The 16,267-nt window shown below is 38.7% G+C and carries 13 protein-coding genes; 9 read left to right on the top strand and 4 right to left on the bottom strand.

Going from position 1 to position 16,267, the window contains the following annotated elements; translation table 11 throughout:
- Positions 1–4 precede the first annotated feature (4 nt).
- The 3 genes from recQ to AACH28_RS04030 all read left to right on the top strand — a co-directional run bounded on the left by recQ (position 5) and on the right by AACH28_RS04030 (position 4,203).
- Complete coding sequence (gene recQ, locus AACH28_RS04040) at positions 5–2,194, top strand: DNA helicase RecQ (protein ID WP_286767290.1); 2,190 nt, start codon at positions 5–7, stop codon at positions 2,192–2,194.
- A 14-nt stretch (positions 2,195–2,208) separates the two neighbouring features.
- On the top strand, positions 2,209–3,024 hold the full coding sequence (kdsA, locus tag AACH28_RS04035; protein WP_070561091.1) for a 3-deoxy-8-phosphooctulonate synthase: 816 nt from the start codon (positions 2,209–2,211) through the stop codon (positions 3,022–3,024).
- An 84-nt stretch (positions 3,025–3,108) separates the two neighbouring features.
- Positions 3,109–4,203 carry an SGNH/GDSL hydrolase family protein gene (locus AACH28_RS04030; protein ID WP_341832308.1) on the top strand — a complete coding sequence of 365 codons (1,095 nt, stop codon included), beginning with the start codon at positions 3,109–3,111 and terminating at the stop codon, positions 4,201–4,203.
- A 158-nt stretch (positions 4,204–4,361) separates the two neighbouring features.
- Here AACH28_RS04030 and AACH28_RS04025 read toward each other — a convergent pair whose 3' ends face one another.
- On the bottom strand, positions 4,362–5,660 hold the full coding sequence (locus tag AACH28_RS04025) for a DEAD/DEAH box helicase (protein ID WP_341832307.1): 1,299 nt from the start codon (positions 5,658–5,660) through the stop codon (positions 4,362–4,364).
- A 53-nt stretch (positions 5,661–5,713) separates the two neighbouring features.
- Entirely contained in the window at positions 5,714–6,043 is a 330-nt protein-coding gene (locus tag AACH28_RS04020) for a multidrug efflux SMR transporter (protein WP_075992835.1), read from the bottom strand.
- Positions 6,044–6,248: 205 nt separating this feature from the next.
- Between AACH28_RS04020 and AACH28_RS04015 the strand changes: the two genes are divergently transcribed.
- The 6 genes from AACH28_RS04015 to AACH28_RS03990 all read left to right on the top strand — a co-directional run bounded on the left by AACH28_RS04015 (position 6,249) and on the right by AACH28_RS03990 (position 13,713).
- The gene (locus AACH28_RS04015) at positions 6,249–8,444 is read left to right on the top strand and encodes a sensor histidine kinase (RefSeq protein ID WP_341832306.1); all 2,196 of its coding nucleotides are present in this window, start codon (positions 6,249–6,251) and stop codon (positions 8,442–8,444) included.
- A 12-nt stretch (positions 8,445–8,456) separates the two neighbouring features.
- Entirely contained in the window at positions 8,457–9,089 is a 633-nt protein-coding gene (locus AACH28_RS04010) for a response regulator transcription factor (protein WP_120334131.1), read from the top strand.
- Between the two features lie 334 nt (positions 9,090–9,423).
- On the top strand, positions 9,424–10,704 hold the full coding sequence (locus AACH28_RS04005) for a hypothetical protein (RefSeq protein WP_341832305.1): 1,281 nt from the start codon (positions 9,424–9,426) through the stop codon (positions 10,702–10,704).
- Positions 10,705–10,770: 66 nt separating this feature from the next.
- Positions 10,771–11,775, top strand: a complete 1,005-nt coding sequence (locus AACH28_RS04000; RefSeq protein WP_145326861.1) for a YihY/virulence factor BrkB family protein — start codon at positions 10,771–10,773, stop codon at positions 11,773–11,775.
- Between the two features lie 67 nt (positions 11,776–11,842).
- On the top strand, positions 11,843–12,382 hold the full coding sequence (locus AACH28_RS03995) for a helix-turn-helix domain-containing protein (RefSeq protein WP_145326860.1): 540 nt from the start codon (positions 11,843–11,845) through the stop codon (positions 12,380–12,382).
- A 107-nt stretch (positions 12,383–12,489) separates the two neighbouring features.
- The gene (locus AACH28_RS03990; protein WP_341832304.1) at positions 12,490–13,713 is read left to right on the top strand and encodes a retropepsin-like aspartic protease; all 1,224 of its coding nucleotides are present in this window, start codon (positions 12,490–12,492) and stop codon (positions 13,711–13,713) included.
- A 65-nt stretch (positions 13,714–13,778) separates the two neighbouring features.
- Here the strand turns inward: AACH28_RS03990 and AACH28_RS03985 are convergent, their stop codons facing one another.
- The gene (locus AACH28_RS03985; protein ID WP_341832303.1) at positions 13,779–14,936 is read right to left on the bottom strand and encodes a Gfo/Idh/MocA family oxidoreductase; all 1,158 of its coding nucleotides are present in this window, start codon (positions 14,934–14,936) and stop codon (positions 13,779–13,781) included.
- A 34-nt stretch (positions 14,937–14,970) separates the two neighbouring features.
- Complete coding sequence (locus AACH28_RS03980) at positions 14,971–16,023, bottom strand: sugar phosphate isomerase/epimerase (RefSeq protein WP_182331900.1); 1,053 nt, start codon at positions 16,021–16,023, stop codon at positions 14,971–14,973.
- Positions 16,024–16,267: the final 244 nt, after the last annotated feature.

Here is a 16,267-nt window from a genome sequence, read left to right as displayed (position 1 = left end):
CGCAATGGAAATAGAAAAATCACTTTTCGACAATTTACAAGATTTTTTTGGTTTTGATACTTTTAAGGGGGATCAGGAGGCAATTATAAACAGTATTCTTCAACGGAGAGACACGTTTGTAATTATGCCAACCGGAGGAGGGAAATCAATTTGCTATCAACTTCCAGCACTCATGAGTGAGGGGACTGCAATTGTTATTTCTCCGTTGATTGCTTTAATGAAAAACCAAGTAGATCAGCTTCGTGCATTCGGTGGCGAAGATAGTATCGCTCATTTTTTGAATTCTTCATTGAATAAAAGTGAGATTACAAAGGTTAAGGATGATGTAATCGCTGGGAAGACCAAATTGCTGTATGTCGCTCCGGAATCTCTTGCTAAGCAAGATAATTTGGACTTTTTACACCAAATCACCGTGTCATTTGTAGCGGTTGACGAAGCGCATTGTATTTCCGAATGGGGACACGATTTTAGACCAGAATATCGTAAAATACGCCAGGTCATTAATGAAATAGGGGCCAATATTCCTATTATTGCGCTTACAGCGACAGCAACACCTAAAGTACAGTCTGATATTCGTAAAAATTTGCAGATGACTGATGCTGTTTTATTTAAGTCATCATTTAATCGTAGCAACTTATATTACGAGGTAAGACCTAAAAAAGATGTCGTAAAAGAAATTGTACGTTTTATCAAAACCAAATCGGGTAAGACGGGCATTGTCTATTGTTTGAGCCGTAAAAAGGTAGAAGAAATCAGTGAGGTTTTGAACCTAAATGGCATCAAAGCTTTACCTTACCACGCGGGTTTAGACGCCAAAACAAGAGCAGATACACAGGATAAATTTTTGATGGAGGATGTCGAAGTGATTGTGGCTACCATTGCTTTTGGTATGGGAATAGATAAACCTGATGTTCGTTATGTGATTCACCACGATATTCCTAAATCCATGGAGGGATATTATCAGGAAACTGGACGTGCTGGACGTGATGGGGGCGATGGTTATTGCTTGGCTTTTTATTCGGAAAAAGATGTTGAAAAACTGACCAAGTTTATGAAAGATAAACCTGTGGCTGAACGTGAGATTGGCACACAGATCTTAAAAGAGGTTATTGATTATTCGGAGTCTGCAGTATGTCGCCGTAAACAGATTCTTCATTATTTTGGAGAAAATTTTGACGAGCAGGGCTGTAATAATATGTGTGATAATTGTCGTTCGGAAAAAGAATATTTTGAGGCCGAAGACGCTTTAAAAGATGTATTGGGCTTTATTCAAGAACAGGGTGAAAAATTTGATGATCATCACGTGATTAACGTCATGATCGGCCAAAACAACCAACCCGTATCCGCCTATAAACATGATGAACATCGTCTTTTCGGAAAGGGCAAAGATAAAGGTGTTATTTATTGGAAATCCTTACTTAGGCAGGCAGTGCTTGATAACTTTATCGAAAAAGATATTGATCATTATGGCCTTTTAAAATTGACAGCTATTGGTCGTCATTATCTGGATAATCCTTATCAACTAAAATTTGTTTTGAATCGTCCAATTGAAGGGGGGGATAATACAAGTTCGGAAGATACAGGCCAGGGTACAGGGGCCTTAGATACCGTCTTGTTGGGTATGCTTAAAGATTTACGTAAGAAAATTGCAAAGGGCAAGTCCCTGCCGCCGTTTGTTATCTTTCAAGATCCTTCGCTGGAAGAAATGTGTACACATTATCCAATTGCTATCGATGAGTTGAAACAGATTCAGGGGGTAGGGAATGGTAAAGCGATTAAATTTGGTGCTCCATTTATTGCCTTGATCAAAGACTATGTTGAGGAGAATGAAATTGATAGACCTGTGGATCTTGTCATTAAGAGTACAGCTAATAAATCGGCATTAAAAGTGTCTATTATTCAAAATATCGATCGTAAAATTGCATTAGATGATATTGCCTCAGCTAAGGGGATAACTTATGAAGAAATATTGAAAGAAATTGAGACGATCGTAAACGCAGGAACGAAAATCAATATCAATTACTTTATTGATGAGGTCATAGATGAGGATCGTCAAGATGAGGTATATGACTATTTTAAGACAGCAGAGACTGATTCAATTAATGATGCGCTTAAAGAATTAGGTGGAGATGATTATAGCTATGAGGATCTCCAATTGATGCGAATCAAATTTTTATCAGAACTCGGCAATTAATTTTTTATAATTATATGATTAACAAATACATTCCCGAAATCAAGAATGGGACATCGCAGAATTTCTTTTTAATGGCGGGGCCATGTGCAATTGAAGGAGAAGAAATCGCTTTGCGTATTGCTGAAAAGATTGTTACAATTACAGATAAACTAAATATTCCGTACATTTTCAAAGGATCCTACCGCAAGGCCAATAGATCGCGCCTAGATTCATTTATGGGAATAGGTGATGAGAAAGCGTTGAAGATTTTAGAGAAAGTTGGGAAAACTTTTGGTGTACCGACGGTGACGGATATCCATGAGAGCCATGAGGCGGAAATGGCAGCCGCATACGTTGACGTTCTTCAAATTCCAGCATTTTTGTGCAGACAGACTGATTTATTAGTTGCAGCAGCAAAAACGAACAAGGTGGTCAATGTAAAGAAAGGTCAGTTTTTGAGTGCTGGATCTATGAAATTTGCAGTGGATAAGATCGTGGAATCTGGAAATGAGAAGGTTTTTTTAACTGATCGCGGTAATACGTTCGGCTATCAGGATCTCATTGTAGATTATCGCGGGATTCCCGAAATGCGTTCTTTTAACGTGCCCACGATAATGGACTGTACACATTCCTTACAACAACCGAATCAAACTTCTGGCGTAACAGGAGGGAAACCAGCATTAATTGAAACAATAGCCAAAGCTGCAATAGCGGTGGGAGCCGACGGCCTGTTTATAGAAACACATCCTGATCCGGCAAATGCGAAGTCTGATGGCGCCAATATGTTACATTTGGATTTACTTGAAGGCTTGATGGAAAAACTGGTCCGAGTTAGACAAGCTATTTTATAGTATAATAAATAAATCGCAATAGAAAGGAGCCAATAGGCTCCTTTTTTATAATCAATTACACCAAACTTAAAGCTAAATTATTGTATGTTCTCAAAAGTTGCATTGACAGCGTTTTTGTTGTTGTCTTTTTCTGCCATCAAAGCGCAGGAGAGTTATAGTTGGTTTTCTCCACTAGAAGATAAGCATGTGGAAGGTAGGCTGGAGAATCAGAAGCTTTCGGCCTTCAACAGACTTCCCGATGAATTGGAAAGTCAGGTACGTAAACCAGTATGGGAGCTAGGTAAGAATAGCGCAGGATTCTATATTGACTTTCAAACTTCTTCGCCTGAGATTACAGTTCAATACCAAGTTGCCGGAGGCTTAAATATGCCCCATATGCCAACAACAGGTGTTAGTGGGCTGGATCTTTATGCTTATGATACGGTAAAGAAAGAATGGAAGTGGGCTTATGGCAGTTATGATTTTTCGGATACTATTTCTTATACGTGGAAGAATATTGGGCGCAATGAAAAATTTAATTATCGCTTATATCTTCCGCTCTACAATACTGTTAAGTGGTTAAAGATTGGTGTGCCAAATACGGCTAAATTAACGTATACTCATACCACAGCAGCAAAGCCCATTGTTGTCTATGGAACCTCGATCGGACAGGGGGCCTGTACAAGCCGTCCTGGTTTGGCTTGGACCAGTCAGGTAGGAAGGGCATTTAATAACGAAGTGATCAATTTATGTTTCTCTGGAAATGGTCGACTTGAACAGCCTATTTTAAATATGATGAACCAAGAAGATGCCGCCTGCTATATTCTCGATTGTATTCCCAATCTGGCTATTTCGAAATCGTTAACAGAGACACAATTGGATTCTTTGTTGGTCCATGCGGTGACATTTTTAAGAAAAGAACATCCCGCAACGCCTATCATTTTGACCCAGCATAGTTCGGGAAGTATAGCAGAAGTCTTTAATGAAGATAAAAATGCAGAGTATCAGCAAAGTAGCCGTGTACTGAAAGCTGCGTTTGAAAAATTACAATCGAAAGGGGTTCGCCAGCTTTTCTTATTGTCGAGCCAAGAGCTTAATCTGGATCTGAATTCGACTGTAGACTATGCTCATCCAAATGATCAAGGTATGGAAAGAATCGCAAATGCGTATATTAAATTATTGAAAAAAATTCTAAAGTAGGCTATTGTTAACGGAGACGCTCTGGATATGGGCGTTCGGAATTCACTGAATCAATAATAGTGTATCGTATATGAAACAGATTTATTGGATTAGCATACATCCGTCAGCACAAGAAATAAAAATAGAAAAGGGAAGCTTAAAACTTCCCTTTTCTATTTTTATTTCTTTTTCATTTTCATCGTCATTTTTGCCTTTTCACCACCCCCATAATTAAAGGTTTTGGCATTGCTTTCTTTCTTTTGGTGAAAAGCACCGCCACGGGAAAGATCTTCTTTATCTTCCTCCTTGCTCGACTTTTTCTTTTTGTCGGCGATGGGATTATAGATTGCAAGGTCCTCAGGCAATTCCAAAACATCCATTCTTTTACCGACGGCCTGTTCTATTTTTTTGACCATTGGTAATTCCAGATCTGTTGTGAAAGTCAACACGACTGATTCTTCATTATCGTCATTTTTAACAAGATGATTTAAGAATTCCTCCTTTTCATTCGGTAACTCAAATTGAAAAATGAATGGAATAGCGGAAAGGTCCACATCGTTTGTATTTTCCCGTGAAATAATCAAGACACGAGATTGATTATTTTCCTTGAAATCTTCCATGGTCTCGTAGCCAAAATCATCGTAGAACAATGGATTGAGGATAGCAATTTCTTCTTTATTGCTACTGAACAAACTGCTGGCCAACTTTTGGGCAGTAAGTTTCGAGTTTACAAAGACGATTACTTTTTGAAATACTTCTTTATCCTGCAACAGAAGATTTAATAAATTGATCTTTGTTGTGAAATTGGGAACATGATATAATAATAGATCCAGGGTGTCGACAGTGTCATTTTCAAGTTCATCTATTTCGACTGAGGCACAATTTTCATTCATGAAATTGTCGATCATGTCATAAAGTTTTTGGTGTTCAACAGTACTGAAAACCAAATGTTGTACCTTTCCACAGCTTTCGGCTAATTCCCTTACTGTATTTTGCATTCCTTGTTTGATAATCTCTTCAGCATCATCAATAATTAGTGTCTGAATACGGTTGAGATTCAAGGCCAATTTAAGATAGATCGCTCTTGCACGATTTGGAGTAGCTACAACAATATCTTTTCCATCAACCAGTTCTTCGATTTCTTCTTCCATGCTACCTGAAGCCCGTAATCCAATGATGCGAAGACCTTTATTTTTGCTTAATTGGTAGAATCTCTCAACAATTTCGCCGATACGTTCTTCATTAGGCGCCAAGATCAAAAACTTCGGAGCTTCATCTGTTGTGAATTTCAACTTCATCAAGGTAGATAAGACATAAGTTGTGGTTTTGCCAGCACCTTCCGGAGCGATGGCAATTACATCCTGTCCACCAAGAATTCTGGAAATGCATCTACTTTGAATTTCCTTTGGAGCTAGGTAACCGAGTTCGGTCATCGTAGCAGTCAATCTTTTGCTAAGTTTTAGTTTCTCTAACGACACGTATCCTTTTATTTATGTAAGTTACAAAAGTACAAATTTAGATCTTAGATCAGCTAATGTGCGCCCATTTTTGAAAAGAGATTAATAATAATGACTCCAACGACAATCAAGACCATGCCGATAATGGCTGCTGTATCGGGGATCTGTTTGAATAAGAACATACCAATCAGCGTAATGGCTACAATACCAACCCCAGACCAAATTGCATAGGATATTCCGACGGGGAGGTATTTAAGTGTGATACTTAAAAAATAGAAGGCAATAATATAACCTACAATACAGATAAGGGTAGGTTTTATAAGGGTAAAACCTGCAGACTTCTTTAGAAAAGTGGTTGCAAATATCTCAGCGGCTATGGCAAGAAAAAGATAGATGTACTTCATTGTTACAAAGGTACAATTTTTTGTTTGGTAAGGTTCGGTTAATTAGGTCAATAACAGCGAGAAGTTAAGTTGTTTTCGAGAGAATGAATTGCGTATAAGGGTAAATTTATCTAAGTTTGGCCAATTCACATAGCTAGACGGAAGATTTGATTTTATGGGGCATGTTCGAACTTTTTGGAAATCGATACTAATATTTTTTGTTTTTTTGTGCTTTTGTAGTGCTATTCTTGCCCAAGAACAGCTGCAAGAGTTAAAGAAATCATATTACAGTCTTCCTTTAGGAAGCAAGGAGCGGTTTGTATTGACTGGAAAATATGCGCAGGGCTTATATTTTAATAATGAAAAAGTACTGGCCAGTCAACTGCTTAATGATAATATTCAGCTGGCCAGAAATTATCCTGACAAGCAATATTATGCTTATTTGAATTGTATTGCAGCCATGAACAGCTTTAACGATCATGCATATGAAAAATCACGGTATTATTTAGAACATGCTAAATCTGTGCTACCGATTGTCCGGGATAATGGAATTAAAGGTTATGTGTATTATTGTGATGGATGGGTTATGACAAGGCAGAATAAGGAGGATGAAGCCGTTTCCCAATTTCATAAAGCAATTTCATTTTTAGAGAAAGCTTCACAGACTGACGCAAATATCGCTCGAAAACTAGCCGTTTATAAGGAACTGACAGCAATATATGCAAACCAACGCAATTTTGATTTTCAAGAAAAGTATACTTCTCTTTTGTTAGAAACGGCTAAAGAAGGGAAGAATGTCAATAGCCTATTTGACGCCTACATGCAGGCTGGTTATCTATTTGAAGAGGAGTATAGATCGAATAATGCAGATCGTGATTTATTGAGGAAAGCTGAACAACACTATCTTGAGGCTTATAATTTGATCAATAAGAATGAGAAGCATTTGGTTAATCCGACTGATCTAGCGTATGTTTCGGTTAATCTGGCGAATCTGTACCATGAGTTTTATCCTGATAATGGCGGTAAGAAAGCGATATCCTACGCCAGACAGGCTTTAGATATTGCTGCTGAAACGGAGCAATATGCCATTACAATACCTGCTTATGGTATCCTCGCTGACGAGTCTTTCAAAGTGGGGCATCGTGAGGAAGGGAAAAAATATCTGCAGCAGGCACTGTACAATCTTCAAAGAGAGGCCCATTACGATTATCAAGTGGGGCTAAGCCTGTTTAGCAGACTGGCCGAAGTAAGTGTTGAGGAAGGTAAATATGAAGAGGCTTTCAATTATCAAAAAAGCTACATAGATGTATTTGAAAAAGCATTTAATTCGGATAAACTCGATAAGACAAAGCAGCTGGAGCTGAAGTATGAGCGTGAACTGCAAAACCAAAAGTTAATGCGGCTTCGATTGGAAGGGGAGAAAAAGGAACAGCAGATCAAGTTGATGAAAGCCTTGAATGATAGGCAGCATCAACTGGTGGAGAATTTGAAGTTAAATGAACTGAATCGAACCCAGCAACTTAAAGTATTGCAGCTCGAACGGGATAAGAAGGAGCAGGATCTGCAATTAAGCCGACTGGAAAATGAACAACGCTTACAGGAGCTTGATGTTTCCAAAAAACAGATTGCTTTCAAGTCACGGATGAATTCGATCTATATCTGGTTATTTATCAGTTGTTTGATTGTGATCGTATTATTATTTTACGCCTACTGGCAGCGTTCAAAGGCATTGAAGCAAAAGGAACATTTGCATGAGCTTGAGATAGAAAAGAATAATCAACAACATGCCATTAAAAACCTGACTGTGATGTTGGCTGGGGAAGAGAAAGAGCGTACCCGTCTTGCTCGCGACCTTCATGATGGATTGGGAGGTTTACTGTCAAGTACCAAATTGGGATTATCAGCCATCAATAAAAATGCTTTGGAGCAAGAAACCATGAAAGTAGGAATCGATCGAAGCATTGATTTGCTGGACGGGGCTGTCGATGAACTTCGCCGGCTTGCGCATAATCTTATGCCAGATTTAATCGTAAAATATGGTTTGAAAGAAACTTTAAGAGACTATGCAAGCCGAATGAGTCAATCTACATGTCAAGTTGAATGTGAATTTTTACAATTTGAATCAACCCTAAGTACGGAACAGGAGATTTCTTTGTATAGAATTATTCAAGAATTGGTGAATAACGCGTTGAAGCACGCTAATGCGACCAACATTTTAATACAGCTTTCTTCACATAATAAACGTTTACACATTACAATTGAAGATGATGGCAAGGGTTTTGATATGGAAAGTGTCGATTTGCAGCATTCTGCAGGAATGCATAATGTGCGATCAAGACTTTCGTTTCTAAACGGGGAAATGAAGGTTATGTCGGAGAATGGAGCGGGTACAACCATTGAATTGGAATTACCCATGATTTAACTTTTTGGAAAAATGATAAAAATAGCGATTACAGACGATCACCCTTTGCTACTTGAGGGATTGAAAAACATTATAAATGCGCATGAGGATTTTGAAGTAGTGGGTATGTATTCCAGTGCAACTGAACTGTTCCATCGTATTGCCACTGATATGCCATTGGTATTGCTGCTCGATATCAATCTACCGGATGCTAACGGTATCGATTTGGTTAAAGGTCTGAAGGAAAGCAATAAGGATTTAAAAATTATTGCGTTTAGTGTCCACAATGAATTTGCAGTGATCAACAGCATTTTAAATGAGGGTGCCAATGCCTATTTACAGAAAAATGCAAATGGTGATGAAATACTTGCTGCCATTTCCGCTGTTCTTGTTGGAAGAAGATATCTCTGTGAAAAAACTCAGGCTATCTTGAACAAGAAGGTGGAAATGGGGCTTAAGCAAGTACCAAAATTGACACGTCGTGAGAAAGAAGTGCTTACTTTCGTAGCGCAAGGAATGACAACAAACCAAATTGCAGATTCATTGTTTATCAGTTCACATACGGTAGAAAGCCATCGCAAGAATCTAATGGAGAAATTTCAAACCAAAAGTGTTACTGCTGCAGTAAAATCGGCTATTGAATACGGATTAATTCGGGAAACCTAATTAAATTCCCCAATTCCCTGATTTCAGGGATGAAAAGATCTCCAGGCATTTGATACTTTTGCTATTATTGATTTAAAATAGAAGGTATCAAGTGCATTGTTGAAAACTAGTATTTTGCGCTATTTCAAGAGAAGACATTGTTTCGGTCTTCGATTCATTGATCTATTTTAAGATTCATCGGTCTATTTTAAATAGAATCTGTTTCAGAACAAAATTTCAAATCTAGGTTTTTCTTAGAGCGCCTAATACTGCGAAATATAACTTTTTCAGCTTGAGGGACCTTTCAGAGGAGCTTTTAGGAGATAAACAACCAAAAATTACTGATTCAATTGATATGATTAAAAAAATAATACTTTGGACGATAGCTGTCCTCGTACTTTTGGCGATCGTTGCCTGGGGCGGTTACATACTACGACAGCAAGAATCCTACAAATCATTGGTCCATAAAAGAAGTAAGGCTTTGTTGACCGTATCATTAGATGATATTCTTTTGAATCAGTTTTTTAATAAATGGCAGTCAGCGCCGAAAGAGGGGCAAGATTTTGGTCAAAAACTAAGTAAACTCAAAGACAATGGAATTGATATCAAAGCGAATGTATTTCTTTTTGCTTTGGAGCCCCACCCCAAAAACTTTTATGCTTTTTTTCAGCTAAAGGATAAGCAACAATTTTTGACCTTTCTAAAAGATGTGATACAGGTTGGTGCAGTGGAAAGTAATCTAGCCCCTGATGTGAGCTATGCCTATCATCAACCGAGCAAAATCGCATTTATCTGGAAAGGGGATGACCTGCTGCTAAGTCTAGGCTTTGATCTTGATACAAAGAAAGAAGAAATGCTGCAGTTAATTCAATCAAAAGATGACCGGGTTACCATCGAACAATTTATCAACCGTCCAAGTACATTGACAGGTAAATCACTGCGTTATAGTGATATTTCAACGGATAATTTTATCGAGCTTGATTTGAAAGGAGACCATCTCGATGTGTCTGGTGAGTTTTTCTCAACAGATTGGAGCTTTCCGAAGGAATATCTTGTTAGAGAACTCGTTTCCTCAAAATACATTGGTAAAGCTTGGATCAATATCCCCAATAGTCAACTTAAAAATCAGCTAAAGCAATTAGTTAGCGAACTTCCTATAGCCGCTGATTCTATTATAGCACATTTGGATGGAAATTACGTCGATATTGAAATTTTGAAAAACAAGGTCATTCAAACAGATACCATTATTAATTATGCGGTTGACGAAAATTTCGAAACGATCGAAGAGAAAACACCCTACGAAACGAAAGTTCCAGAAGTAAGATTAGCCATGCGTGGAGATAACGACATGCGCAGGTTCCTCCCCAGTAAATTATTTTATCAATGGTTTCAAAAACAAGATAAGGAGTTTAGTTTGCTGACCACGTCAAAGGATATTGATAAACTTAATGTGGCCTACAATAAGACAGCTGAGCTATCCCATGTTGCAGTTCATTTGGTAGATTGGCCAAATGAAGCTAAAATATCACCGATTCTATTATTGAAAACCATCGCTTCAGATATTACGCTGAGTCTGAAAGTTGTAGACCACAATCGCTTGGTTCTCCAGGGAACTATAGCGGACTACTCGCATTAAAACATACTAATTACAAACTTTCTTCGCTTCTCAATGGTTTTGTTCTTGAGTACAAAGTACAAGAACATGGATAAACGAACTAAAAGTAGAAGTAAGGTGAAAACCTATTGGCGAATTTTAAAAAGTACGGTCTCGGGATTTTTGAATGAGGATTCGATGAAGTATAGTGCTTCATTATCCTATTATACTGTTTTCTCTATTGGTCCAATATTGGTTTTAATGATTGCCTTAGCCGGAATTTTTTATGGTGAGGATGCAATTGAAGGGAAAGTATTCTTGGAACTCCGTGGATTGGTGGGAAGCAGTGCCGCAAGACAGATTCAAGAGGTTATTCAGAATTTGCAACTTTCTGGAAAATCAAACCTGGCATTGCTTGTCAGTGGTATTACATTGATTTTAGGAGCAACGACTGTTTTTGGGGATATACAGAATTCGATCAATAAGATTTGGCATGTAAGGGCGAAGCCGAAAAAAGGCTGGTTAAAATTGATACAGGATAGATTATTGTCTTCATCTTTGGTAATTGGATTGGGGTTCTTGTTAGTTGTTACATTGATTGTAAATGGTGTAATATTAGCATTGACAGATCAGCTACAGCATTATTTCCCGGACATAACGGTGATGTTAATGGATGGGATTAACTTTGCATTGTCCTTCGGAATTATATTCTTGTTATTTAGTGTCATATTTAAAGCGCTTCCGGATGTCAATATACATTGGCGGACAGTACGTGCGGGCGCCTTATTTACTTCAATTTTATTTGTATTGGGACGTTATTTAATTGGAGTCTACCTGGAGCATTCAGCAACCCAAGATACGTATGGAGCGGCAGGTTCATTTGTGCTGATCCTTCTCTGGGTCTATTACACAGCAGCCATTTTATATTTTGGTGCAATCTACACAAGGGAGTATGCCACTGTAATGGGAATCCCTATTGAACCCTCGCAATATGCCGTGCACGTTGAAACGCAGGAAATTGAGCGTAATGTAACCGAAATACCTCCAGCTCCTTTAACGCTTGAAGAGCAGACGGTTACCGAAGAGGATGCTAACTTTCCCAAGGAACCATAAACGTTCGATTTGATGAATTTTTACGGCCAAATTCTGTAAATTTGGTCGTAAGATCGATCTATTGTTTATGAATAAATTACAATCATTACGTGAGAAACTCAATTTAACCCAAGAGGAACTAGCACAAAAATCAAGTATTTCAGTAAGAACAATTCAGCGGATTGAAGCGGGGCAGCCACCAAAGGGCTACACCCTTCGTGCACTTGCACAGGCATTGCATGTGGACGAATCGGAGTTTTCTGCATATGATATGCCTGCTGAATCCGAAAATCTCACATGGATCAAGATTATCAATCTTTCTTCCTTACCCTTTTCTATATTGCCTCCATTAAATGTTTTGGTGCCCATTGCAATCATGCTGTTAAAAAAACAGCATTCGTATAAGGTTCGTCAGTTAATCTCAATACAAATCGTATCTACCTTAATCGCGGTGTTACTGATGCTTGTTATTTTTATGCTCAACGATTGGCTAGGTGTTAAAAGCAATGTGAAATTGCTTATTCCGCTATGTTGGATTCTTATGAATATTATCGTTATACTGCGAAATGCGATCGGATTAAATAAAGGTGAGAATGCACGGATTTTGCCCGATATTAGTATTTTATAGCGATTGTTATACAATTGTCGGGTAGCTGTCGGGATATTGTCGGGATGCAAAAGTGTACTCTTCGTCTGGTATTTTTTTTCTTTGATCTTGAAAAAAAATACAAAATTATGAAAACACACTATCAAAAAAGGAAAAGCCATATGGCCTTGGCTACCTTTGTTATTTTTCTTTCTCTTTTTACGATGACGAACGTCTTTCCACAAAATAGGATACCTTTGATCAAAGCTTCATCTGAGAAAGTCCGTATTAAAGACGGCACCTATTGCCATGTCGACTGGAAATTAGATCCTAAAGCAAACCCTGATGTCTATTTCGTGAATATTCCAACGAAAGAAAGCACAGTCGTTTTTAAAACAGATCAGGAGGAATTAACTGTTATGACTAAACCCGGAGCGATGTATGATTTTATAGTACTATTGAATGGGACGGATTCTTGTCACATTCGTATAAATGCTCAACTACCACCTGATCTACCTGTATTGGATCAAAATGATCCGTTTCCTATGCCAATACCTTTTCGTCTTATTGGCTCAAGGATTTTCCTGAATGGAACAATTAACAAGAAAAATGTCGCGATACAGTTTGATTTAGGAGCAGGAACAGGTGTTGTCAATAGAAATAACTCAAAGCAGCTGGATTTATCATTTTCATCGTTTACGACAGTTTCGAATACCGACGGGGTCAATAGCGAGCGGACAAGCCTAGGTAATCAATTGCGTATTGGGTCTATGGTCTGGAAAAATGTGTCAATGACAGAGGTCGGTAATATGAAGTCCTTTGAAGATCTTATTATAGGTAACAGTTTCTTTCGAAATCACATTATTGAAATCGATTATGACAAAATGGAATTGGTAATTCATCGCGATCTCCCCACCAAAGCAAAGGAGTATACAAAGCTTCCGATATTTTACGAACAAAATCGACCAAAGTTTAAAGCTGCTTTTAGACATAATCAACGACAATTTGATTTTTGGTTCCTTTTTGATACAGGCCGTGATGGCACGATGTTGTTAGGTGAAGATTTTACCAGTATAGGTCACAATTGGGACGATCTAGAGCCACTTACCATGATCAGTAACCGGAAGATTATCCGTTTGAATGCTTCAATAGCTGGTGTTGAATTTAAAGATATTGTGACGAATGCCGCTGATCCGGCCAAGCCTAATGGTAGACCAAGTTTATTCGGAAATCAGATTCTGAACCATTTTAATGTCATTTTGGATAATCAGGAAGGATTTCTTTATCTGAAACCAAATGGTAGGATCAAGGAACCTTATTCAAACTATGAGGGATATTTGAACCAGATGTCTCAGTCAATACAGAAAAATTAAAGTGTGCAGCCAATGTCGTTTGTTCATATAGCAAATGACATTGGCCACTTATGGTAAGTATATATCTAACGAATAAAATCGGTCCATTTTTGTGTTGATTTTCCCGAGGCAATCACAGTTTCTAGGAACTTCATGCCACGCAGACCATCAGCTACGGTAGGAAAATCAGTATCTTCTTCTCGCGGCTCTATACCTTGCATAGATGTCAATAGCGTGGCTGCAAAATTTCTATAAATATTGGCAAATGCTTCTATATATCCTTCGGGGTGACCGGCCGGTAGACGGATGTTATGTTTGGCGATTGGTGAAAGGTATTGTTGACCTGCACGAAATAGCTGGGTCGGCGCATCGAGCTGTTTAAAGATGAGTGTATTTGCCTCCTGCTGGTTCCATTCCAATCCTCCAAGTTCACCATATACTCTAATTTTTAACGCATTTTCTTCACCTGCAGCAACTTGAGATGCCGATAGTACGCCTGTGGCTCCATTTTCAAATCCAAGTAATATGTTGCCGTCATCTTCAAGTTTTCTTCCGGTCACAAATGTTTGAAGGTCGGCACACATTTTAGTGATTTTTAAACCTGAAATATATTCTGCGAGGTGGGCAGCATGTGTTCCAATATCGCCCATACAACCACTTTTTCCACTCTTTTCGGGATCTGTACGCCAAAAGGCCAGAGAAAGACCATTTTCGATCATCTTACTGAGCCAACCCTGCGGATACTCGACCATAATCTTTCTAATCGAACCTAATTGGCCCTCTTTGACAAGATGACGAGCTTGTTTTACCATCGGATAGGCAGAGTAGGTGTATGTAACACAGAGTATTAATCCTGTTTCAGCTACTTTTTGTTGGAGCAATTCGGCCTGTTCTGTTGTCAGAGTCATCGGCTTTTCAAGCACGACATGGAAGCCATGTTCCAGAGCCATCATTGCTGGTTCAAAATGAGCAAAATTTGGCGTGACTATGCTGACAAAGTTCATGCGGTCATCCGCCGAACGTTTACTTTCCTCGACAATCATTTCCTGGTAACTTCCATAGCTCCTTTCCTTCGGAAGCCCTAAAAGCGCGGCGGATTCTCTTGCGACAAGGGGATCAGCGCTCAGTGCTCCGCAACATAATTCAATCTGACCGTCAATTCCAGCAGCCATACGATGTACCGCCCCTATGAATGCATTTTTTCCACCGCCGACCATGCCCATTTTTAGTTTTGTATTGCGCATAAAGTTGATTTTTTAATGACGATATCTTTTGTAATTACAAACCCAATAGTTTACGGTTAAGGCTATCATTGGTTTCGACGGCAGCAAAATTATCGAATGCCTTATCAGTAACACGGATAATATAGTCTTTAATATGCAGCGCGCCTTCCCGTGCACCATCTTCAGCATTTTTGAATGCACATTCCCATTCCAGTACTGCCCAGCCTTGATAATCATATTGTGTGAGTTTGGTAAATATGGCTTTGAAATCCACTTGTCCATCACCAATTGATCTGAAACGACCGGCTCTTGACTGCCAGCTTTGGAAGCCACCATAGACGCCCTGACGACCAGAACGATTGAACTCAGCATCTTTAACATGAAACATTTTAATTCGCTCATGGTAAATGTCGATGAATTGAAGGTAGTCAAGACATTGAAGGACAAAATGGGAGGGATCATAGAGAATGTTTGCCCGCTTGTGGTAATTTACATTTTCGAGAAATAAGTCAAAAGTAGCACCGTCATGGAGATCTTCTCCGGGGTGTAATTCATAACATAGGTCGACATCGTACAAGTCACATTCATCGAGAATTGGTAACCATAATTTTGCAAGTTCAGCAAAACCTGTTTCGATCAGATTAGCTGGTCTTTGTGGCCAAGGGTATATAAATGGCCATAGAAAAGCTCCACTAAAGGTTGCTAGCGCTTTAAGTCCGAGGTTGTGGGAAGCTTGTACGGCATATTTTAATTGCTGGATCGCCCACTGTTGTCGTGCTTGAGGATTACCATGTAAATGCTGTGGCGCAAAGGCATCAAATAGATCATCGAAACTTGGATTTACAGCCACTAATTGCCCTTGGAGATGGGTTGAAAGTTCGGTGATCTCCAATCCAAAAGATTGTACTTTAGCTTTTAGATCAAGTGCATAGCTTTTATCGAGCGCTGCTTTTTCTAGATCGATAAAACGGGCATCTAAGGTTGGTAGTTGTATTCCCTTATAGCCAAGCTCTGCAGCCCACTGGCAGATTGAGTCCAAGGAGTTAAATGGAGCTTCATCGCCGATAAACTGTGCGAGAAAGATAGCAGGACCTTTAATTGTTGTCATATGTATTGTGTTTTGAAAAAGACTATGTTATGTACAAAACAGATCAATATTCCAATTCGTTTGAAGAAATGGCTCAGTCTGTCGTTTATACTATTATAATTTGGTTATTCAAGCTACCTGCTTGTTTAATACAATATTACAAAAATTTGCAACCGGTTGCAATAAAATCAAAAAAAAACCTTAAACTTGTTTAGACGATCTATTCTTACGCTTTCGAAAATATAAGAATGGATCGTCTAAACAA

Origin of the sequence: Sphingobacterium thalpophilum, from assembly GCF_038396785.1 — a bacterium.
In the GTDB taxonomy this organism is placed as follows: domain Bacteria; phylum Bacteroidota; class Bacteroidia; order Sphingobacteriales; family Sphingobacteriaceae; genus Sphingobacterium; species Sphingobacterium thalpophilum_A.
The sequence above is the reverse complement of the archived record's forward strand: the minus strand, read 5'-3'. Positions and strand labels throughout refer to the sequence as shown.